This window comes from Aurantiacibacter xanthus, from assembly GCF_003584015.1.
Lineage (GTDB): Bacteria > Pseudomonadota > Alphaproteobacteria > Sphingomonadales > Sphingomonadaceae > Alteraurantiacibacter > Alteraurantiacibacter xanthus.
The window spans coordinates 51,774-69,747 of sequence record NZ_QXFM01000010.1 but is presented as its reverse complement, the minus strand read 5'-3'; the positions used below and the strand labels follow the sequence as shown (position 1 = coordinate 69,747).

Annotated in this window: 20 protein-coding genes; 10 read left to right on the top strand and 10 right to left on the bottom strand. The window is 65.6% G+C overall.

The window, feature by feature from the left end; translation table 11 throughout:
* The first annotated feature begins 23 nt into the window (after positions 1 to 23).
* Positions 24 to 1,820 (top strand): AMP-dependent synthetase/ligase, encoded by a 1,797-nt coding sequence (locus tag D2V17_RS01935; protein ID WP_119591456.1) that lies wholly within the window; start codon positions 24 to 26, stop codon positions 1,818 to 1,820.
* A gap of 6 nt (positions 1,821 to 1,826) precedes the next feature.
* Here the strand turns inward: D2V17_RS01935 and D2V17_RS01930 are convergent, their stop codons facing one another.
* The 3 genes from D2V17_RS01930 to D2V17_RS01920 all read right to left on the bottom strand — a co-directional run bounded on the left by D2V17_RS01930 (position 1,827) and on the right by D2V17_RS01920 (position 3,794).
* On the bottom strand, positions 1,827 to 2,357 hold the full coding sequence (locus tag D2V17_RS01930) for a hypothetical protein (protein WP_119591455.1): 531 nt from the start codon (positions 2,355 to 2,357) through the stop codon (positions 1,827 to 1,829).
* 70 nt (positions 2,358 to 2,427) lie between these two features.
* On the bottom strand, positions 2,428 to 3,417 hold the full coding sequence (gene thiS, locus D2V17_RS01925; protein WP_119591454.1) for a sulfur carrier protein ThiS: 990 nt from the start codon (positions 3,415 to 3,417) through the stop codon (positions 2,428 to 2,430).
* 20 nt (positions 3,418 to 3,437) lie between these two features.
* Positions 3,438 to 3,794, bottom strand: a complete 357-nt coding sequence (locus tag D2V17_RS01920; protein ID WP_245978441.1) for a MerC domain-containing protein — start codon at positions 3,792 to 3,794, stop codon at positions 3,438 to 3,440.
* 109 nt (positions 3,795 to 3,903) lie between these two features.
* Between D2V17_RS01920 and D2V17_RS01915 the strand changes: the two genes are divergently transcribed.
* The 6 genes from D2V17_RS01915 to D2V17_RS01890 all read left to right on the top strand — a co-directional run bounded on the left by D2V17_RS01915 (position 3,904) and on the right by D2V17_RS01890 (position 9,250).
* Complete coding sequence (locus tag D2V17_RS01915; protein WP_119591452.1) at positions 3,904 to 4,938, top strand: COX15/CtaA family protein; 1,035 nt, start codon at positions 3,904 to 3,906, stop codon at positions 4,936 to 4,938.
* Complete coding sequence (gene cutA / locus D2V17_RS01910) at positions 4,935 to 5,276, top strand: divalent-cation tolerance protein CutA (protein WP_119591451.1); 342 nt, start codon at positions 4,935 to 4,937, stop codon at positions 5,274 to 5,276. Before D2V17_RS01915 ends, cutA begins: the two co-directional genes overlap by 4 nt.
* A gap of 189 nt (positions 5,277 to 5,465) precedes the next feature.
* A complete protein-coding gene (rplM, locus tag D2V17_RS01905) occupies positions 5,466 to 5,945 on the top strand; it encodes a 50S ribosomal protein L13 (protein WP_119591450.1) in 480 nt (159 codons plus the stop codon).
* On the top strand, positions 5,945 to 6,499 hold the full coding sequence (rpsI, locus tag D2V17_RS01900) for a 30S ribosomal protein S9 (protein WP_119591449.1): 555 nt from the start codon (positions 5,945 to 5,947) through the stop codon (positions 6,497 to 6,499). Before rplM ends, rpsI begins: the two co-directional genes overlap by 1 nt.
* 602 nt (positions 6,500 to 7,101) lie before the next feature.
* Positions 7,102 to 8,664, top strand: coding sequence for an MASE1 domain-containing protein (locus tag D2V17_RS01895; RefSeq protein WP_119591448.1), 1,563 nt, complete (start codon positions 7,102 to 7,104; stop codon positions 8,662 to 8,664).
* Positions 8,657 to 9,250, top strand: a complete 594-nt coding sequence (locus tag D2V17_RS01890; protein ID WP_119591447.1) for a response regulator transcription factor — start codon at positions 8,657 to 8,659, stop codon at positions 9,248 to 9,250. Before D2V17_RS01895 ends, D2V17_RS01890 begins: the two co-directional genes overlap by 8 nt.
* A 32-nt stretch (positions 9,251 to 9,282) precedes the next feature.
* Here the strand turns inward: D2V17_RS01890 and D2V17_RS01885 are convergent, their stop codons facing one another.
* Genes D2V17_RS01885 through D2V17_RS01870 form a run of 4 tightly spaced genes read right to left on the bottom strand, consistent with a single transcriptional unit; the run spans position 9,283 to position 11,563 of the window.
* Positions 9,283 to 9,522 (bottom strand): hypothetical protein, encoded by a 240-nt coding sequence (locus D2V17_RS01885; protein WP_220474047.1) that lies wholly within the window; start codon positions 9,520 to 9,522, stop codon positions 9,283 to 9,285.
* A 33-nt stretch (positions 9,523 to 9,555) separates the two neighbouring features.
* Entirely contained in the window at positions 9,556 to 10,413 is an 858-nt protein-coding gene (locus tag D2V17_RS01880) for a metallophosphoesterase family protein (RefSeq protein ID WP_119591445.1), read from the bottom strand.
* Positions 10,403 to 11,260, bottom strand: coding sequence for a diacylglycerol/lipid kinase family protein (locus D2V17_RS01875; RefSeq protein WP_119591444.1), 858 nt, complete (start codon positions 11,258 to 11,260; stop codon positions 10,403 to 10,405). Before D2V17_RS01875 ends, D2V17_RS01880 begins: the two co-directional genes overlap by 11 nt.
* Before the next feature lie 36 nt (positions 11,261 to 11,296).
* Complete coding sequence (locus D2V17_RS01870) at positions 11,297 to 11,563, bottom strand: hypothetical protein (RefSeq protein ID WP_119591443.1); 267 nt, start codon at positions 11,561 to 11,563, stop codon at positions 11,297 to 11,299.
* Positions 11,564 to 11,805: 242 nt separating this feature from the next.
* Here D2V17_RS01870 and D2V17_RS01865 point away from each other — a divergent pair, with 242 nt between their 5' ends.
* The gene (locus D2V17_RS01865; RefSeq protein ID WP_191229022.1) at positions 11,806 to 12,123 is read left to right on the top strand and encodes a UrcA family protein; all 318 of its coding nucleotides are present in this window, start codon (positions 11,806 to 11,808) and stop codon (positions 12,121 to 12,123) included.
* 126 nt (positions 12,124 to 12,249) lie between these two features.
* Here the strand turns inward: D2V17_RS01865 and D2V17_RS01860 are convergent, their stop codons facing one another.
* The 3 genes from D2V17_RS01860 to D2V17_RS01850 all read right to left on the bottom strand — a co-directional run bounded on the left by D2V17_RS01860 (position 12,250) and on the right by D2V17_RS01850 (position 15,770).
* A complete protein-coding gene (locus tag D2V17_RS01860; RefSeq protein WP_119591441.1) occupies positions 12,250 to 12,993 on the bottom strand; it encodes a LytR/AlgR family response regulator transcription factor in 744 nt (247 codons plus the stop codon).
* Positions 12,990 to 14,150, bottom strand: a complete 1,161-nt coding sequence (locus D2V17_RS01855) for a sensor histidine kinase (protein ID WP_119591440.1) — start codon at positions 14,148 to 14,150, stop codon at positions 12,990 to 12,992. Before D2V17_RS01855 ends, D2V17_RS01860 begins: the two co-directional genes overlap by 4 nt.
* Before the next feature lie 102 nt (positions 14,151 to 14,252).
* Positions 14,253 to 15,770 carry a fumarate hydratase gene (locus D2V17_RS01850; protein ID WP_119591481.1) on the bottom strand — a complete coding sequence of 506 codons (1,518 nt, stop codon included), beginning with the start codon at positions 15,768 to 15,770 and terminating at the stop codon, positions 14,253 to 14,255.
* Positions 15,771 to 15,923: 153 nt separating this feature from the next.
* On the opposite strand from D2V17_RS01850, the gene D2V17_RS01845 reads away from it, so the two are divergent.
* Together D2V17_RS01845 and D2V17_RS01840 are read left to right on the top strand one after the other, a co-directional pair.
* Complete coding sequence (locus D2V17_RS01845; RefSeq protein WP_119591439.1) at positions 15,924 to 16,520, top strand: protein-L-isoaspartate O-methyltransferase family protein; 597 nt, start codon at positions 15,924 to 15,926, stop codon at positions 16,518 to 16,520.
* A 2-nt stretch (positions 16,521 to 16,522) separates the two neighbouring features.
* Positions 16,523 to 17,974 (top strand): TolC family outer membrane protein, encoded by a 1,452-nt coding sequence (locus tag D2V17_RS01840; protein ID WP_119591438.1) that lies wholly within the window; start codon positions 16,523 to 16,525, stop codon positions 17,972 to 17,974.

Below are 17,974 nucleotides of genomic sequence, written 5' to 3'. Positions count from 1 at the left end.
CCGCACGAGAGGATGGCACGCACGTGCAACTTACTGATATTTCCAACGCCCCCAACCTCGTCGCCCTGTTTCTCCAGCGCGCCGACGAGCAAGGCGCTGCCCCGTTCCTGACCGCCAAGCATGACGGCAAATGGACCTCGATCTCCTACGCCGAAGCCGCGCAGCAGGTCTGCCTGCTGGCTCAGGCCCTGCACAGGATGGGGCTCGGCAACGGCGACCGGGTGGTGATCGTATCCGAAAACCGCCCCGAATGGTGCATCGCCGATCTGGCGATCATGGCGGCAGGCTGCGTGACCGTGCCCGCCTACACCACCAACACGGTGAGCGATCACTGCCACATCATCGACAATTCCAACGCCAGCGCAGTGTTCGTCTCGGGCGAGAAGCTGGGCAAGGTGCTGTTTCCCGCCGTGATCCGCACCGGCGGGATCAGCCACGTCATCGCGATGGACCCGGTCGCCTCGGCGCAGGCGGGCGATTTCCGCGTCCACCAGTGGGCGGAAACGGTGCGCGGCGACTATGCCGCCGCCCGTGCCGCGGTCGAGGCGCGCATTTCGCCGGTTACCCGCGATGACCTCGCCTGCATCATCTACACCAGCGGCACCAGCGGCAGCCCGCGCGGGGTGATGCTGCATCACGGCGCGATCCTGCACAACGTCGGCGCGGCCGGTGAACTGCTGAGCCGCGAGTTCGGCTGGGAGCAGGAGCGGTTCCTGTCGTTCCTCCCGCTCAGCCACGCGATGGAGCACACGGCGGGGTTTTACCTCCCGATTGGGCTTGGCGCAGATATCTGGTTCTCCGAAGGGCTCGACAAGCTGTCGAGCAATCTGGAAGAAGCGCAGCCGACCTTCATGATCGTGGTGCCGCGCCTGTTCGAGGTGCTGCGGGCCAAGATCATCAAGCAGGTCGAAAAAAAGGGCGGCAGCGCCCGGTTCCTGCTCGCGCGCGCGCTGAAGCTGGGGGTGAAGGTAGCGAACAACCGCCGCTCGGTGCTCGACGCGCCGACCGAGGCGCTGCTCGGGGCGACGCTGCGCCCCAAGGTGCGGGCACTGTTCGGCGGGCGGATCAAGGCGCTGGTTTCGGGCGGCGCACCGCTTAACCCCGAAGTCGGCGGGTTCTTCCAGGCCATGGGGCTGACCATGCTGCAAGGCTATGGCCAGACCGAAAGCGCGCCGGTGGTCAGCGTCAACCTGCCTTCGGTGGGGATCGATCTCACCACGGTCGGCCCGCCGCTGCGCGATGTCGAGGTCCGCATCGCCGAGGACAACGAGATTCTCGTGCGCGGCGAACTGGTGATGAAGGGCTACTGGCAGAACCCGCGCGACACCGCCGCCGCGCTGAAGGACGGCTGGCTCCACACCGGCGACATAGGCCATATCGACAAGCGCGGCAGGCTGGCGATCACCGACCGCAAGAAGGACATCATCGTCAACGACAAGGGCGACAACGTCGCCCCGCAGAAGCTCGAAGGGATGCTCACACTGCAACCCGAGATCGCCCAGGCGATGGTGGCGGGCGACAGGAAGCCCTACATGGTCGCGCTGGTGGTGCCCGATGAGGAGTGGATGAAGGCCTGGGCACACGAGCACGGCGAACCGGCGGACCTTGTCAGCCTCAGCGAATCGCAGGCCTTCCGCAGCGCGATCAAGACCGCGATCGACCGCACCAACGAAGACCTGTCGGTGATCGAGAAGATCCGCAAGTTCGCCTTCGCCGATGCGCCGTTCAGCGTCGACAACGACCAGATGACGCCAACCATGAAGATCCGCCGCCCCTTCATCCGCGCCGCCTATGGCGAGCGGCTTGAGGCGCTGTACTGACCGGGATCAGGCGGCGTCGCTGACCACACGCTCGGGATAGAAGCTCGGCTCGCGCTCGGACCAGCCGGGCGCGGTGGCTGCGGTTTCCGACAGGCTTTGCAGCAGCACCCGGCGGATACCGGGGCGAATCTGCGGCAAGGCAGCGGCGGCGCAGAACACTGCCGGAAGATAGGGCCGCGCCGATGCGCCAAGCAGGCGCTCGTAGAGGAAGCGGAAGGCCGAGAAGCTCTCGATCTGCTCAAGCGCGAGATCCTGCGTGGCAATGCGGACCAGCGCGCCGATGTAATACGACAGGCCGTCCATCGCGTTCGGTTCAGGCGCGGCCTCGCGCAGCGTGCGCAGTTCGCGATAGGCAAGGTACTGCTTGCGAATCGTGACCGCCTCGCTGCCATCGGGCGACCACTGCTTGAACGCATCGCCGCGCCCCAGCGCGATATCGAGGCTGCGTTCGATGAACTGGCGCTCGCTCGCGGTGAAACCGGCGAATTCGCGCATTTCGGCAATGGCAAGCGAAGCGGTGCTGGAACGGTACGACATAAGGTCATGGTCCTTGCGATTCCTGCAAGGACTGTCGCCCGGCACGGTTATTTTAAGGTTAACGCCTTGATTAGATGAGTCCCGCCAGCGGAGAGGAGGGATCGGCATAGCGCCGCCGCCCCATCCGCCCGGAGAGATAGGCGTGGCGTCCGGCCTCCACCGCCAGCCGCATCGCGCGGGCCATGCGGATCGGGTCTTTCGCTTCGGCAATGGCGGTGTTCATCAGCACCCCGTCGCAGCCCAGCTCCATCGCCACCGCCGCATCCGAGGCCGTACCAACGCCCGCATCGACCAGCACCGGCACGCTCGCGCCCTCGACGATCAGGCGAATCGTCACCTGATTCTGGATGCCGAGGCCAGAGCCGATCGGCGCGCCCAGCGGCATCACGGCCACCGCGCCCGCCTCTTCCAGCTGCTTGGCCGCAATCGGATCGTCGGTGCAGTAGACCATCGGCTTGAAGCCTTCGCTCGCCAGCACTTCTGTGGCGCGCAGGGTTTCCTTCATGTTGGGATAAAGCGTCTTGGCTTCGCCCAGCACTTCAAGCTTCACCAGCTCCCAGCCGCCCGCCTCGCGCGCAAGGCGCAGCGTGCGAATCGCGTCCTCGGCGGTGAAGCAGCCGGCGGTGTTGGGCAGATAGATGATCTTCTTGGGGTCGATATGGTCCATCAGCACCGGCTGATTGGGGTCGGAGATGTTCACCCGGCGCACCGCCACGGTGACGATCTCGGACCCGGCCGCCTCGACCGCGGCGGCGTTCTGCGCAAAGTCCTTGTATTTGCCGGTGCCGACGATCAGGCGGCTGGTGAAGCGGTGTCCGGCCACTTCCCAGCTATCGTCGTCAGCCTCGCCCGATCCACCGCCCACGAAGTGGACGATTTCCAACTGGTCGCCCTCGCCCAGCTGCACCGCGCCGAGCCCCGAGCGCGGCGAAATCTCGCCATTGTGCTCGACCGCGACCTTTTCCGGCGCGAGGCCCAGCTCGCGCACGAGGTCGGCAATGGTGGCGGCGGAGGTACGGCGGCTCTCGCCGTTGACGGTAAGGGAGATGGTGCTGGTCATGCACCAGCAGATAGCGCGCTTCAGCCGTGGCGCAAGTTCAGCACGTGGCCGGTGGCGACAAGCACGACGCCGATCATGGTCAAGACCACCTCTTCCGCGCCATGGCCGACCGCGAGCGCGCCGCCCATGAACGAGAGGCCGGTCATCGCAACGACGAAGGGCAGCTTGCGCCGGTGGCGCACCGCGCCGATGCCGATGGCAATGCCGGCGACAATCACCGCCACCACCAGCCCGACACGGTGAATCGCAGGGTCGAGCAGGAATGTCGCGCCGAGCCCCATGCCCGCGACCAGAACAGTGCCCGCAATGCAGTGAACCAGGCACAGCGCGGACAAGACCACGCCCAGCCGGTCGAATCGGCCACGAATTCCAGGCATTCTCTGCTCCATTCGCCCCATGTATGTAACGCTATAACATTGCGCAAGTGCGAACATTCATTGCATGGTCTTGCAAAGCCCGCGCAAAAGGCACAGAGCGCGGGCCATCATGGTCGCACAGGACTGTACTCTCGTAGGCGGCGGCAGGCCGCTGGCATTGGCCCGCTGGCTGCTGGTTGTGGCCGCGATGGTGTTCGCCATGGTGGTGATCGGCGGGATTACCCGCGTCACCGAAAGCGGGCTCTCGATCACCGAATGGAAGCCGGTCACCGGCGCGCTGCCGCCGCTCAGCGAAGCGCAATGGCAGGCGGAATTCGCCGCCTACCAGAACATCGGCGAATACCAGCAGGTCGCCGGGCCTGCCGGGATGACCCTGGCGGACTACAAGTTCATCTATTTCTGGGAATGGGCGCACCGGCTGCTGGGCCGCCTGATCGGGCTGGCCTTTGCCTTGCCGCTGCTGGTGTTCTGGGTGCGCGGGATGATTCCGGCGGGCTACAAGCCGCGGCTCTTGGCGCTGCTGGCGCTGGGCGGGCTGCAAGGCGCGTTCGGCTGGCTGATGGTCCGCTCCGGCCTCAACACCGAGATGACCAACGTCAGCCATTTCTGGCTCTCGATCCACCTGCTGACGGCGCTGTTCACTCTGGCCGGACTGGTCTGGACCGCGCTCGACCTGCGCGCGCTGACGCGGTCCATCGGCCCGGCGCGGGTCACCTCGCTGGGCGTGCTGGTGGGCGTGATGCTGTTTGTTCAGCTGCTGCTCGGTGCATGGGTTGCGGGGCTGCGGGCCGGACTGGCCTCGGACACCTGGCCGCTGATGCAGGGCAAGCTGGTGCCCGAAGCCGACTGGTCGCAAGGGATCGTCTGGACCTTCACCCACGATCCGTTCTGGCTGCATTTCCTTCATCGCTGGTGGGCCTTCGCGGTGCTGGCGGTGCTGATCGTGCTGGCCCGCCGTCTGCGCCCGATCGACCGGCGCGCCTCGGTGGCGATTCACTCGGCCGTGGGCCTGCAAATCCTGCTCGGTATCGCCACGGTGATGAGCGGGGTCGACCTGTGGCTGGCGGTCGCGCATCAGGCGGTTGGCGCGCTGCTGGTGGCGAGCGTCGCCTGGGGCATCCACGCGGTCGGCCAGCGGCGATGAGCGAGGGGGCGGCCCGCTTCGCGCTGGTCTGGTGCCCCTGCGAAAGCCGCGAGGAAGCACGCCGTCTTGCCCATGCGCTGGTGGAAGAGCGACTCGTCGCCTGCGTCAACATCGTCGGCCCGGTGCTGTCGGTCTTCGCCTGGGAGGGCGCGGTCGACGAGAGCGAGGAATATGGCCTTCTGTGCAAGACCAGCCCCGCGCAAATGGCCGACGCCATCGCCCGCCTCCACACGCTGCACAGCTACGAAACCCCGGTAATCGTAGGCTGGCACGCCGACCAGTCGACCCCGCAGGCGCTGGCGTGGCTCGCCAATTCACTCCGCCCGGAGGCGGGTTGAAAAGCATGGAGGTGTTATTTTACCTCCACGCTAACCCGCACATTCGCTTGACTTAAAAGCCCCGGCGGGACAAATGCCGCCCCTTCGCGAGGCCGAGTTGCAGATGATTCTGCATTAACGCTGAAGCGGCCCGGTTCACTCATCGCTGTCCGACAATGGCCAGCGGCGATAGCAAGGATAGAATAGCCCATGAAGGCGCTGACGAAAGTCACCCGGTCGATCAAACCGGCCGAGGTTGAAAAGAAGTGGCTCGTGATCGATGCCGAAGGTCTGGTCGTTGGCCGCCTCGCCTCGATCATTGCCAACCTGCTGCGCGGCAAGACCAAGCCGTTCTACACCCCCCACGTCGACTGCGGCGATCACGTGATCGTGCTCAATGTCGACAAGGTGCGGTTCACCGGCAACAAGCTGAAGACGCACACCTATTACAAGCACACCGGCCACCCCGGCGGGCTCAAGGAAATCACCGCCGACAAGGTTCTGGCCGGTCGTTTCCCCGAGCGCGTGCTGGAAAAGGCGGTTGAGCGCATGGTCCCGCGCGGCCCGCTTGGCCGCGTGCAGATGAGCAACCTGCACCTTTACGCCGGCACCGAGCACCCCCACGCCGGGCAGAAGCCCGAAGTGCTCGACGTTGCTGCCATGAACCGCAAGAACAAGGTATCCGCCTGATGACCGACGAAAACAAAAGCGGCGAGACCAACTCGGTGAACGATCTGGCCGATCTGAAGGCCGTGACCGGCGCTGTCGCCGAGACGAACACCGATGCGGGTGCCGAAGCAGGCGCACCGGCTCCGGTCGTCTCCAACGCTCCGCTGCGCGAGCAGGAACTTGACGCGCAGGGCCGTGCCTATGCCACCGGCCGCCGCAAGGACGCCGTGGCCCGCGTGTGGATCAAGCCGGGCACCGGCAAGGTCACCGTCAACGGCCGCGACCAGGAAGTGTACTTCGCCCGTCCGACGCTGCGTCTGGTGATCAACCAGCCGTTCGCGATCTCGGACCGTGAAGGCCAGTACGACGTGGTTGCCACCGTTTCGGGCGGCGGTCTGTCGGGCCAGGCCGGCGCGGTGAAGCACGGCATCAGCCAGGCGCTGACCAAGTACGAGCCCGCCCTGCGCGGCATCGTCAAGGCCGCTGGCTTCCTCACCCGCGACAGCCGCGTGGTCGAGCGCAAGAAGTATGGCCGCGCGAAAGCCCGTCGCAGCTTCCAGTTCTCGAAGCGCTAATCGCGAAGCTGGGCTTACCAGTTGGAAATCAAGGAAAAGGGGTCAGAAATGGCCCCTTTTTCTTTGCCTGCTGCTGCAGAGAGGCGGTACTGTTCGTCGCAGGATGCTCCTCAAGGAGATCTTTTGAGCCCTCTTCTGAAGTGATCCGCCAATCCGATATCCCGGAAGATCCGGCTTAATCGAACACACCATCCTTGAGCATTCTCAGGATCTTGAGGTGCCTCTCAAGGATATGTTCGGCCTCTGTCTGTGTTGTTGCATTCTGTGATATCACAACAACCGATCCACACTTGATAGACGCGCGATAAGGACAGGTCTCATCCTGCTCCTGGACTACTTCGCCAGTGAAGTCCTCTAGCTGACGGCCTGCGCCAAAATCGTATCCGATAGGAGTAACGGAGGAAGTTAGGTCTGGGTTGAATTTCACCGCGTATCAGCTCGCCGTTGAATTTTGCGCGAGGATTTTTGAGAAATTCGGGAGCTGGTTTCCATCCGGGAAAAACCCGGACTGAAGAAAATATCCCCGCCCCACTTTTTTACAGCCCAACATCCGGATATTTCCCGGATCGAAAACAAGAACGTCCATCGGGTTTATCGATTTGATGAAAGACAGTCGCATCCCGATGCCCGGCCACGGTCTACCCCGAGTGCCGTCATGGCGGACCATCGGACTGTGGGCGGCCTATCTGGTGGCCTTCAGCATCGGCCACCAAATTGCGCAAATATGGGCCGGAATCTCTTTCTTCAGCTTGTGGTATCCCGCCGCGGGCCTCCGGTTCGCCTTTCTCTGGCACTATGGCGCCAGGTGGACCTTGCCCGTTGCTGCGGCCGAATTGCTGGCGCAGAGCCTGTTATGGTCGCTCATCGCCCATCATGACCTGTCGTTCAAAATGGCGGTCGACATCATCCTGCCTTCCCTTGCCACCGGCTCCGTCATCGCCGTGATAAGGCGCGAAGAGCGGCGCAACAGCTCTGCATCGGCAACCGCGCCGCTGCCGCTCGCGCTGGCCACGATCCTGGTGCCCACATTCACCGCCCTGGTGAGGGGTGGCTGGGAATGGATGGAAACAGTTCAAGGGGCTCCGGCACCTGACTTCCCGACCTCGATATTCCTCCTGGGGGATATGCTGGGCATTCTGATCGTGGCGCCGTTCCTGCTGTGGCTGGGCGAAGGGAAAGACAGGCAAGCTGCCCTGCGCCTGCCATGGCCCGCCTTGAGACAAGCCATCCTCATCTTCGTGCTGGGGTGGTTGCTCGCCATGCTGCTGCCGGATCTCAGGCTGATGCCGGTCTTGCTGATGATGACATGGATCGGCCTGCGCCATGGCAGCAAATTGGCCTGGGTCGCCATCATCCTGTCCAGCGTAGTGACACTGTTGTGGTCGGCCTCGGTATCGGACGTGTCCACGCGGCTGGCGCTTCACATCGGGTTGGCCGTCGCGGCCGTGTCGGCCTATCTGGCGGGCAGCTATTCCGATGCCCAGCAATCCGCGCGGGAGTCCATCGCCCGGCGCGATCGCCTGCTGTTTCAGGCCGAGCGGCTGAAAACTGTACGCGCCATGTCGGTCGCGGTGATCCATGAAATCAGCCAGCCGCTGTCCACGCTCGCTATCGAAAGCCGCCATCTTGCCGCCATCAGCCGCGACGATGCCGAAATTGCCGAAAGCGCCGCATTGATCGCCCGCAAGGTCGAAACACTGTCCACGATGATACGCCGCCTGCGCCGCTTCGGCGGACGCGCGGTGGATGAGCCGTCGCCTCTGTCGCTGGGCTTGCTGCTGAGCGAAGTGGTGCAGCTTGCCATCGGGGAAACCGGCCAGAGGGCGGACCGGGTGAAACTGGTCCTGCCCACAACGGATGTTTTTGTCATGGGACAGGAAATTGAACTGACTCAAGCCTTTCTCAATCTCGTGCGTAACGCACTGAGCGCGTCACCTGCGGATCAGATCACGGTCATGCTGACGGCCGATGCGCAAAGGGCGCAGGTCGCAGTCGCCAATCCTGTTGCCGGCATCGTGGCGGATTCGGGCGGCTTTGGCGTGGGCAATCTGATCGCGGGGGCCATCATGATGGCCCATGGCGGCACCCTCATCCGCAAGGACGGGGAAGATGGCGTGATCCGCCATGAAACCTGTCTGCCGACCATCGAGGCTCCCCATGCGTGAAGAGTTGCCCGCTCTCGTTCATGTGGTGGACGATGATGCGGATCTAGGCGCGGCGATCGTCCGCCTGCTGATCCGCAACGGGTATCAGGCGCAATCCTTCCTGAGCCCGGAGACGATGCTCGACGCCAACGCCCGTCAGGAATGTCAGTGTGTGGTCACCGACGTCATGATGGGCGAGGTGGACGGCTTTGCCCTGGCCGAGGCCCTGCGCATACAGAACCCGGCGGTCGCCATCATCTTCATGACCGCCTGGCCCACCACCGCCAATGCGGTGGACGCGGTGCGCCGGTATGGCGGGCTCGACTATCTGGAAAAGCCAATCGATGAAGCGCGCCTGCTCGCGGCCATCGCCGAAGGCTCCGCCTGGAGCAGAAGACGCGGCGCGGCGCTGAGACGGATTGAGCCGCTGACGGCGCGGGAACGGGAGGTTCTCGAACTGCTCGCAGCAGGCATGAGCAACAAGCAGGTCGCCGCCAGCCTGAACCTGAGCACGAGAACCGTGGAAGATCACCGTGCTACCGTCATGGCCAAGACCGGTGCCAGCGGCGTTGCGGACTTGGTAGCCTTGTTTGCCGATGCGAAATAACGCCCTGCCGAAAGACGCCTTCAGCGTGCGGCCTAGCTGTCGCCGCCCTGCAGCTTGCGAATCCGCCCGGCGACAAACCAGCTGACCGGAATCGCCAGGACAAACCCTGCCACCGCCGCGAGCGCGATTTCACGCCACCCGGCATGCATATCGACAGCCAGCACGGCAATGACCGCCATGCCCATAAGGCTGGTCGCGATAACGGCGTGGAGGATGAGCGCGATCTTCAACATGAGCCTGTTTCCTTTGTCCGGACGCAGCTGTGCTGCCATCCCGACGCAGGCTCGGCATTGTCTCAGGTCAAGTCAATAAACCGGCGGATCGCTGGGCGGAACGCGCCCGACCGGCGCCACCGGCTCGCCCGGCTCGCGCGGGGGCAAGGCGTCCTCGGGCACATCGTCGATCTGCATCGCGCGCGTATCGACATGTTCGAGGTTGCGCACCCGCACGTCGAGCTGTTCGCCATCCCAGTGCAGCTCGTTGAAGCTCGGCGGGGTCGAGCGGATGCGCTGCGACAAGGTGCCCGCACCGATCATGCGCACCGGGCCATGCGGCGTCTGCTCCATGATGTCGAAGGCATCGTGGACATGCCCGCTCAGCACCGCCAGCGCCCCGCGCTTCGCCAGCTCGTCGAGCGCATGCCCGCCGCCATGGGTCAGCGCGGTGCCTTTGGTGCCCACTTCGCGCAAGGGGTGGTGCACCGTCACCAGCGCGCGCGTGCCAGTGGGCAGGGCATCGATTGCCGCAAGACAGCGGTGCAGCGCACCCTTGCTGACCCAGCCCTTCGACCAGTTGAACCGGGGCTGCGCGCGCGCGGTGGTGTTGAGCGGCACCAGCGCCAGACCGGGGAGCACGATCTCGCGCTCGACCAGATCCTTCATCCCGTGAAAACGGCGATAGGGGTCGAAGAACCGCTCGATCAGGTTGAAATAGGGCAGATCGTGGTTGCCGACATCGACCGTGACCGGCGCTTCGAGCCGCGTGATCCACTCGGTCGCAGCATCGAACTCCCGCTGGCGGGCGCGCATGGTCAGATCGCCGGTGATCGCCACCATGTCCGGGCGGCGCTCGCGAATCTCGCGTTCGACCCAGGCGATCGCGCGCTCATCGACAAGGCCGAAGTGAATATCGGAAAGGTGGAACAGAAGCTTGCTATCGGCCATCGGGCCGGGTCGTTAGCATATCGACCCCGGCATGTCCGAGGGCAAATGTGCTCGCGCCGCTGGCCTCCGCAGGCTCGCCGTCGAGCAGGAGGCCGAGAGTCCCAGCGCCGATGATGCGCAGTTTTACCCTGTCGGCCTTGCCCAACACATCGTGCGGCCCGGAGCGGAAATCGTGCTGCAACAGGGCCAGCGTTTGCTTCACATATTCGCCGGTCGTCTCGGCATGGAAAGCGGTGATCTCGATCCCGTCACGGGTGGGAGTGAGCTGAATAAGCGGATAGCCCTCGTCCCGGCCCAGCGCCGGTTCGATACAGGCGACCGGGGGACCGTCGAGCGTATGTTCGAGCGCCTCACTGGCTTCGCGCGCCATGCCCGCCAGATCGCGCTCGCGCATCGCCTCGCGCACCGTGTTCCAGCTCGTGCCGGGGCCGGCCAGCACACCGGCATAGCCATTGCCCGCCGCGCTCTCGATCATTTCGGCCCGGCAGGTGGCGGCCTTGCCGCTGGCCACGGCATCGATCGCCTCGACCATGTCGCAATCGCCGAACAGCCGGTGATAGAGCAGGTTCATCGTCCCGCCCGGCAGCACCAACACCTTGCCGCCCCAGCCCGCCAGCGCATCGAGCGCGGCGTTGATCGTGCCATCGCCCGCGAACAGCGCGGCAATGCCGATCCCCGCCGCATCGAGCGCCTGCGGTGTGGGCAGGTCATCGCGCGGGAAGCAGGTCACATGCTCGACCGGCATGCCCCGCGCGCCGCAGTGCTCGCGCAAGGCCGCGAGCCCGGCGGCATCGTTGCTGCCGCTCGCGTGGTTGTGAATGAGCCAGATGCCTTGCTTGCGCGCCATGCCTTTCAGAATGCCGGGCGGATGGGGCGGTTCCCGTCACATGCTGCGCCAGATCATCCATGCCGCCCCGCCGTTGCCGAGCGTGTAGAGCGCATAGAAGGCCAGCCAGGTGCCCGAGCCTTCGCTGACCGCCAGCATGACCGCGACCAGCACCGCAAATTCCAGCCCGAGGCTGACCGCGCGGGCGATACGAAAGCGCCCGGGCGCAAGGCTGGTCAGCAACGGATGTCCGCTGTCCAGCACCATGGTCTGGGCGAAGAAGTTGGCGAATCCGAGCACGAAGGCAAAGGCAATTGCGATCACCTGACCCTTCTGCCGCCTGTCCGCCAGCGAGGCAAATCACCGCTCGTGGAGCGCAGTATACCGTTCGTCGGCAGCGCCCGCCGTCGGTCGATCAGACGCGTGATCAGGTCGAGCGGGAGCGGACCGGGCGCATGGAATGCCCTAGGTCTTTGTCAGCGCCGCAGCCGAAAGCAGTCCCACCGGTTGCGGCGCAACCAAACAGGAATTTCACCCCAGACCAGGGTTCAGACAGGAGAGACATCATGCAGGCCATCACCATCAAACTCGCCCTTGCCGCCAGCGCACTGGCGCTTGCTCCCACCGTTTCCGCCGCCGAGGGCACGGGCGAGCAGCGCTCGGCCCGCGTCAGCTACGTCGACCTCGATCTTGCGACCCCCGAGGGCGTGGCCGAGCTGGACCGCCGCATCGACAGCGCCGCCCGCGAAATCTGCGCGGTTGACGGCGTGACGACCGGCACCCGCATCCGTTCGCGTGGTGCCCGTGAATGCTACGAAACCGCCAAGAGCCAGCTTGACCGCCACTTCGCGCAGATCAAGCGCGACACCAATCTGGGCGGCTGATCCCGCCCGCCTGACCAGTCGCCGGGCCCTTGCACCCACCCCTCAGCAAGGGCCCCGCGCAACCTGACAGCCGCCCTCACCGGGGCGGCTCTTTTTTTGCATAAGGGGCCCGGTATGCGGCGGGCCTTAGCGCCCGGCCATCGCCTTGACCTTGCGCAGATAGGTCCGCCCGATGCGCAAGACCTCGCCATCGGCCAGCTCGACGCACCACACGCCGAGCCCCTCGTGCCGCAGGCCCTTGATGACATCGCGGCGCAGGATGGTCGAACGGTGGATGCGGATAAACCGTTCGGGGTCGAGCCGCTCTTCCAGCCCGGCGATGGTCTGCAACAGCAGATAGCTGCGCCCTTCGCCCACCGGGTCGGTGTGCAGGCGGACATAGTCGCGCTCGGCATCGATGCGGTGCACCGAGGCGGCCTCGACCCGCAGCAGTTCCGAGCGATCGGGCACCCATAGCTCTTCCAGCCAAGTTGGCGCGCCGGGCTCCGCCGGGTCGCTGCGCCGCGCCAGCGCGCGCTCTATCGCGCGGGCGAGCCGATCCTTCCCGACCGGCTTCAGCACATAGTCGACCGCATCGAGATCGAAGGCCTCGACCGCAAAGTTGTCGTGCGCGGTGACGAAGATCACCGCCGGCGGCGTGTCCCCGGAACTGGCCGTCTTGGCGACAGCCAGCCCGTCCATCCCCGGCATGGTCATGTCGAGCAGCAGCAGATCGGGCTTGAGCTTCTCCGCCAGCCGCAGCGCGGCCTCGCCATCGGCGGCGGTGCCGACCACGGCAATGCCGGGCAGCTCGGCGCAAAGCACCTGCATGCGTTCGATCGCAAGCGGCTCGTCATCGACGATCAGCGTGCGCAGCGGGGTCTCGCTCATGTCCTGCCTCGGGTAAGGATCGGCACGCGCAGGTGCGTGGCATAGCCGCCCGGAACGAGGCCCGAGACCACGCTCGCTTCCTCACCGAAGCGCGCCTGCAACCGCTCGCGCACATTGGCCAGGCCGATGCCGTGGCCGGGTGCGTGATTGGCCGCGCCGCCGCCTGTGCCGCCTCCGGTGCCGTTGTCGGAAACGGTAATCACCAGCCGCCCGTATTCCTCGCGCGCGGCCAGCGTGATGGTAATCTCGCCGCCGCTGGGCGACACCGCGTGCTTGACCGAATTCTCCACCAGCGGTTGCAGGATCATGCCCGGCACCAGCGCATTCTCCAGCGCGGGCGGAATCTCGTAGATCGTGCGCAGGCGGGCAGGAAAGCGCACCGCCTCGATTTCGAGATAGAGCTGCTGCAAGGCGATCTCGTTGCGCAGCGGCACATCGGAGGTGGGATCGTCGGCGAGGCTGCGGCGATAGAAGGTGGAGATGGTCTGGATCATCCGCTCGGCCGCCTCGGTCTTGCCGGTCAGCACCATGGCCGAAAGCGAATTGAGCGTGTTGAACAGGAAATGCGGATTGACCTGATAGCGCAAGCTGCGCAGCTCCGCCGCCTTGGCCGCGGTGCGGAACTCCTGCTCGCGCCGTTCCGCCGCCCGCGCCCGCTCGCCGGTGAGCAGCGCGAGATAGAGCGCGCACCAGGCCAGCAGCAGGAAATAGCGGCTGGTAGCAAAGTCGATCAGCCGCTCGCGCTCGGTCGCCAGCGCCACATCCTGCTGGTCGACCATCAGGGTGTCGTCGCCAAAGCCCTGCTGGGCGAGTTTCATCCCGTCGACGGCGGCCTGCAATTCGCCGAAGATCAGCGCGTTGGCCTGCGCGGTCAGCAAGGCGGCCGGCATTGCCAGCAGCAGCGCCGCGCCGATCTTCAGCCACATCGGCTGCGCATCGAACACCCGCAACACCAACCACAGCCCAAGCGTGATGAGAATGCCGCAAAAGGTGGTCAGCAGCCGCAGCCACAGCATTTCATCGAGGAAGGGCAGGCCAAGCAGTTCGGCCCGCACCGTGATGAGCGCGAAGTAGGTCGCCCACAGCCCCACGATCGAGGCAAACACGGTCCAGAACGGGACGCGCGCGGCAGGCGGGGGCGTGCGGGAGGGTTTCATCTCCACCCTCTAGCCTGTGCACCTCTGGCCCTGCCAGCGGGGCAGGGCCAGTTGGTCGATCCGAATCGCCATTTGGTCGAAAGGCATTGAACTGGGCCGCGCTCACCCGGTCGGCAGCAGGCCTTCCTCGCGAATCTTCTCCTGCCAGTGCAGCGGGGCCAGCTTGTGGACATTGTTGCCCTCGGCATCGACCGCGACCGTCACCGGCATGTCCTTCACGGTAAACTCGTAGATCGCCTCCATCCCGAGATCCTCGAAGCCGACCACCTTCGCCTCCTTGATCGCGCGGGCGACAAGATAGGCCGCGCCGCCGGTCGCCATCAGGTAGGCGACCTTGAAGCGGCTGATCACGTCCACCGCATCGGCGCCGCGCTCGGCCTTGCCGATCATCGCCAGCAGGCCCTGATCGAGCATCATCTCGGTGAACTTGTCCATCCGGGTGGCGGTGGTGGGGCCAGCCGGGCCGACCACTTCGCCCATCACCGGGTCGACCGGACCGACATAGTAGATCGCACGGCCCTTGAAGTTGACGGGCAGTTCTTCGCCCTTGGCCAGCATATCCTGAATGCGCTTGTGCGCGGCGTCGCGCCCGGTCAGCATCTTGCCGTTGAGGAGCAGACGGTCGCCCATCTTCCAGCTGCCCACCACTTCGGGGGTGAGATTGTCGAGATCGACGCGAATCGCCTCGGCATCGGGCTCCCAGTGGACATCGGGCCAGGCGTCGAGATCGGGCTGCGGCAGATAGGCCGGGCCGGAACCGTCGATGGTGATGTGCGCATGGCGCGTGGCGGCGCAGTTGGGGATCATCGCCACCGGCTTGCCCGCGGCGTGGCACGGCGCATCGAGAATCTTCACGTCGAGCACGGTGGACAGCCCGCCAAGGCCCTGCGCACCCACGCCCTGCGCGTTGACCGCGTCGAAGATGTCGATCCGCAGCTGTTCGAGATCGGTCTGGGCACCGCGCTGCTTGAGCTGGGCCATGTCGATCTGTTCCATCAGCGACAGCTTGGCGAGCTTCATGCAATGCTCCGCCGTGCCGCCGATACCAATACCGAGCATCCCCGGCGGACACCAGCCTGCGCCCATCGAGGGGATCTGCTCGATCACCCAGTCGACGATATTGTCGCTGGGGTTCATCATCTTGAACTTGCTCTTGTTTTCGCTGCCGCCGCCCTTGGCCGCGACATCGATGCTGACCGTGCGACCCGGCACCATCTCGACCGACAGCACACAGGGCGTGTTATCGCGGGTGTTGCGGCGGGTGAAGGCCGGGTCGGCGAGGATCGAGGCGCGCAGCTTGTTGTCGGGATTGTTGTAAGCCCGGCGCACGCCCTCGTCGACGACCTCCTGCAGGCTCTGCTTCGATTCGAGGCGACATTCCTGCCCCCACTTGATGAACACGTTGACGATGCCGGTGTCCTGGCAGATCGGGCGGTGGCCCTCGGCGCACATGCGGCTGTTGGTGAGGATCTGCGCGATGGCATCCTTCGCCGCGGGGCCCTGCTCGACCTTGTAGGCCTCGCCCAGCGCGGTGATGTAGTCCATCGGGTGATAGTAGGAGATATATTGCAGCGCGTCGGCCACCGTCTCGATCAGGTCGTCCTCGCGGATCGTCACCATGTCGCTCATCGTCTCGTAACTCCTGTTGGTCGATGGCCCCTAACCGATGCGCTCGCTGTGCGACAGTTTGCGACGGTCAAAGGCCTTGGCCTCGGCTTTGGTTGCGCTTAAGGCACTTTGTGCCGCATCCGACAAGAGTTTGCTGAAGAGACTATGCTCGAAACCACCCTTAGCCCGACCAACCCTGCGCGCCGCGCGATGATCGATAGCCAGCTGCGCACCAGCGGGGTGAACGCTCCCGAGGTGCTCGCCCGCATGAACAAAGTGCCGCGCGAGGACTTCGTGCCCGAAAGCGCCCGCGCCACCGCCTATATGGACCGTGCGATCAAGCTCGACAATGGCGGCGCATTGCCCGCGCCGCTGGTGCAGGGTGCGATCCTGCAGGAAGCCGCCCCCAGGGGCAGCGAGGTCGCCATCGTCGTCAACAACGGCAGCGGCTACCTTGCCGAACTGCTGCGCCCGATGGTCGCCGAGGTGATCGAACTGACGCCCGCCGAAGCTCTCGCCGCCGGCACCGGTGGCAAGCCTGCCGACCTGCTGCTGGTCGATGGCGCAGCCGAACAGCTGCCCGAGGCGCTGCTCGCCCGGCTGGCGGACGATGCCCGCATCGTCACCGGCACGGTCGAGGGCGGCGTCACCCGCCTTGCCATCGGCCGCCTGACCGATGGCAAGGCCGCGCTGTTCCCGGTGCAGGACATGGGCATTCCGCGCATCGCCGCGTTCGACGCGCCGAAGGGCTGGACCTTCTGACCATGCCACGCCGCTCGGCCATTGTTGCGCTGCTTGCCTCTGCCTGCCTGCTTGCCGGCCCGGTTCGTGCGGATACGCTGAAGGATGCGCTCGCCTCGGCCTACACCGAGAACCCCACGCTCGAAGCCGCACGCGCCCAGCTGCGCGCGACCGACGAGAACGTGGTGATTCAGCGCGCCAGTGGCCTGCCCAGCGCCAGCACCTCGGGCACCTACACGGAATTCCTCAAGCAGAACTCGGCCAGCTTCATCGCGCCCGACCGCTCGCTCAGCGCGAGTGTCGATCTGACGGTTCCGCTCTATCAGGGCGGCGCGGTGCGCAACGGCGTGCGCGCGGCAGAAACACGCGTGGAGGCCGGCCGGGCCGACCTGCGCGGGACCGAGAGCATGATCTTCAGCCAGGTCGTCGCCGCCTATATGGACGTGATCCGCAACGAGGCGATCGTCGGCCTGTCGGCCAACAACGTGCAGGTGCTGGAGGTCAATTTCCAGGCCACCAGCGACCGGTTCGAGATCGGCGATCTCACCCGCACCGACGTGGCCCAGTCCGAAGCGCGGCTCTCGGTGGCGCGCGGCAACCTGCAATCGGCCGAGGCGAACCTCATCACCGCGCGCGAACGCTATGTCGAGCTGATCGGCAAGGCACCGGGCGAGCTGGCCCCGCCGCCACCGCTGCCGGGGCTGCCCACCGATGTCGATACGGCGGTGCAGATCGCGCTCGAGAACAACCCCGACCTGATCGCCGCGCTCGAACGCGCGCAGGCTTCGCGCTACGATATCAACGTGGCCGGGGCAGGGCGCATGCCCACGGTGGAGGCATTCTCGACCGGCGGCTACCAGAACTTTCTCGGCACGCTCAGCTCGCCAACGACACCCGAGGCCTCGACCACCGCGCAGGCGGGACTGAGGCTCAGGCTCCCGCTGTTCCAGGGTGGCCGCGTCTCGGCGCGCGAGCGGCAGGCCCAGGCCAATTCGCAGGCCGCGCTTGAGCAGGTCGTGGCGACCGAACGCGCGATCATCGCACAAGTGCGCGGCGCCTATTCGACCTGGCGCGCCGCCAGCGCCATCGTGCTCTCGTCGCAAAGCGCGGTCGATGCCGCATCGCTCAGCCTTGAGGGCGTGCGAGCGGAAAACACCGTGGGCAACCGCACCATCCTCGATATCCTCAACGCCCAGCAGGAACTGCTCAACGCGCAGGTCGAACTGGTGACCGCGCGGCGCAACGCCTATGTCGCGGGCTTCACGCTGCTGGCCGCCATGGGCCGCGCCGAAGCCCGCGATCTTGGCCTTGCCGACTATGGCCCGCTCTACGATCCGGCCGTGAACTACGACCGCGTGCGCGGCAATGTGTGGGACTGGAGCCAGGACGAAGACCCCGTGACCCAGAGCGCCCGTACGGTTGACATACCGGCGCAAGATGCGGAAATTCCACGCACCACTGGGCTGGAGCAATAG

What these genes read in the sequence shown, in the direction of transcription:
- D2V17_RS01890 (WP_119591447.1), top strand. Translation starts at nt 8,657, where the DNA reads ATGCGTGAAGAGTTGCCCGCTCTCGTTCATGTGGTGGACGATGATGCG.
- D2V17_RS01880 (WP_119591445.1), bottom strand. Translation starts at nt 10,413, where the DNA reads ATGGCCGATAGCAAGCTTCTGTTCCACCTTTCCGATATTCACTTCGGC.
- D2V17_RS01930 (WP_119591455.1), bottom strand. Translation starts at nt 2,357, where the DNA reads ATGTCGTACCGTTCCAGCACCGCTTCGCTTGCCATTGCCGAAATGCGC.
- D2V17_RS01920 (WP_245978441.1), bottom strand. Translation starts at nt 3,794, where the DNA reads ATGCCTGGAATTCGTGGCCGATTCGACCGGCTGGGCGTGGTCTTGTCC.
- D2V17_RS01855 (WP_119591440.1), bottom strand. Translation starts at nt 14,150, where the DNA reads ATGAAACCCTCCCGCACGCCCCCGCCTGCCGCGCGCGTCCCGTTCTGG.
- D2V17_RS01895 (WP_119591448.1), top strand. Translation starts at nt 7,102, where the DNA reads ATGAAAGACAGTCGCATCCCGATGCCCGGCCACGGTCTACCCCGAGTG.
- rpsI (WP_119591449.1), top strand. Translation starts at nt 5,945, where the DNA reads ATGACCGACGAAAACAAAAGCGGCGAGACCAACTCGGTGAACGATCTG.
- D2V17_RS01875 (WP_119591444.1), bottom strand. Translation starts at nt 11,260, where the DNA reads ATGGCGCGCAAGCAAGGCATCTGGCTCATTCACAACCACGCGAGCGGC.
- D2V17_RS01885 (WP_220474047.1), bottom strand. Translation starts at nt 9,522, where the DNA reads ATGGCAGCACAGCTGCGTCCGGACAAAGGAAACAGGCTCATGTTGAAG.
- rplM (WP_119591450.1), top strand. Translation starts at nt 5,466, where the DNA reads ATGAAGGCGCTGACGAAAGTCACCCGGTCGATCAAACCGGCCGAGGTT.
- thiS (WP_119591454.1), bottom strand. Translation starts at nt 3,417, where the DNA reads ATGACCAGCACCATCTCCCTTACCGTCAACGGCGAGAGCCGCCGTACC.
- D2V17_RS01915 (WP_119591452.1), top strand. Translation starts at nt 3,904, where the DNA reads ATGGTCGCACAGGACTGTACTCTCGTAGGCGGCGGCAGGCCGCTGGCA.
- D2V17_RS01845 (WP_119591439.1), top strand. Translation starts at nt 15,924, where the DNA reads ATGCTCGAAACCACCCTTAGCCCGACCAACCCTGCGCGCCGCGCGATG.
- cutA (WP_119591451.1), top strand. Translation starts at nt 4,935, where the DNA reads ATGAGCGAGGGGGCGGCCCGCTTCGCGCTGGTCTGGTGCCCCTGCGAA.
- D2V17_RS01840 (WP_119591438.1), top strand. Translation starts at nt 16,523, where the DNA reads ATGCCACGCCGCTCGGCCATTGTTGCGCTGCTTGCCTCTGCCTGCCTG.
- D2V17_RS01850 (WP_119591481.1), bottom strand. Translation starts at nt 15,770, where the DNA reads ATGGTGACGATCCGCGAGGACGACCTGATCGAGACGGTGGCCGACGCG.
- D2V17_RS01860 (WP_119591441.1), bottom strand. Translation starts at nt 12,993, where the DNA reads ATGAGCGAGACCCCGCTGCGCACGCTGATCGTCGATGACGAGCCGCTT.
- D2V17_RS01865 (WP_191229022.1), top strand. Translation starts at nt 11,806, where the DNA reads ATGCAGGCCATCACCATCAAACTCGCCCTTGCCGCCAGCGCACTGGCG.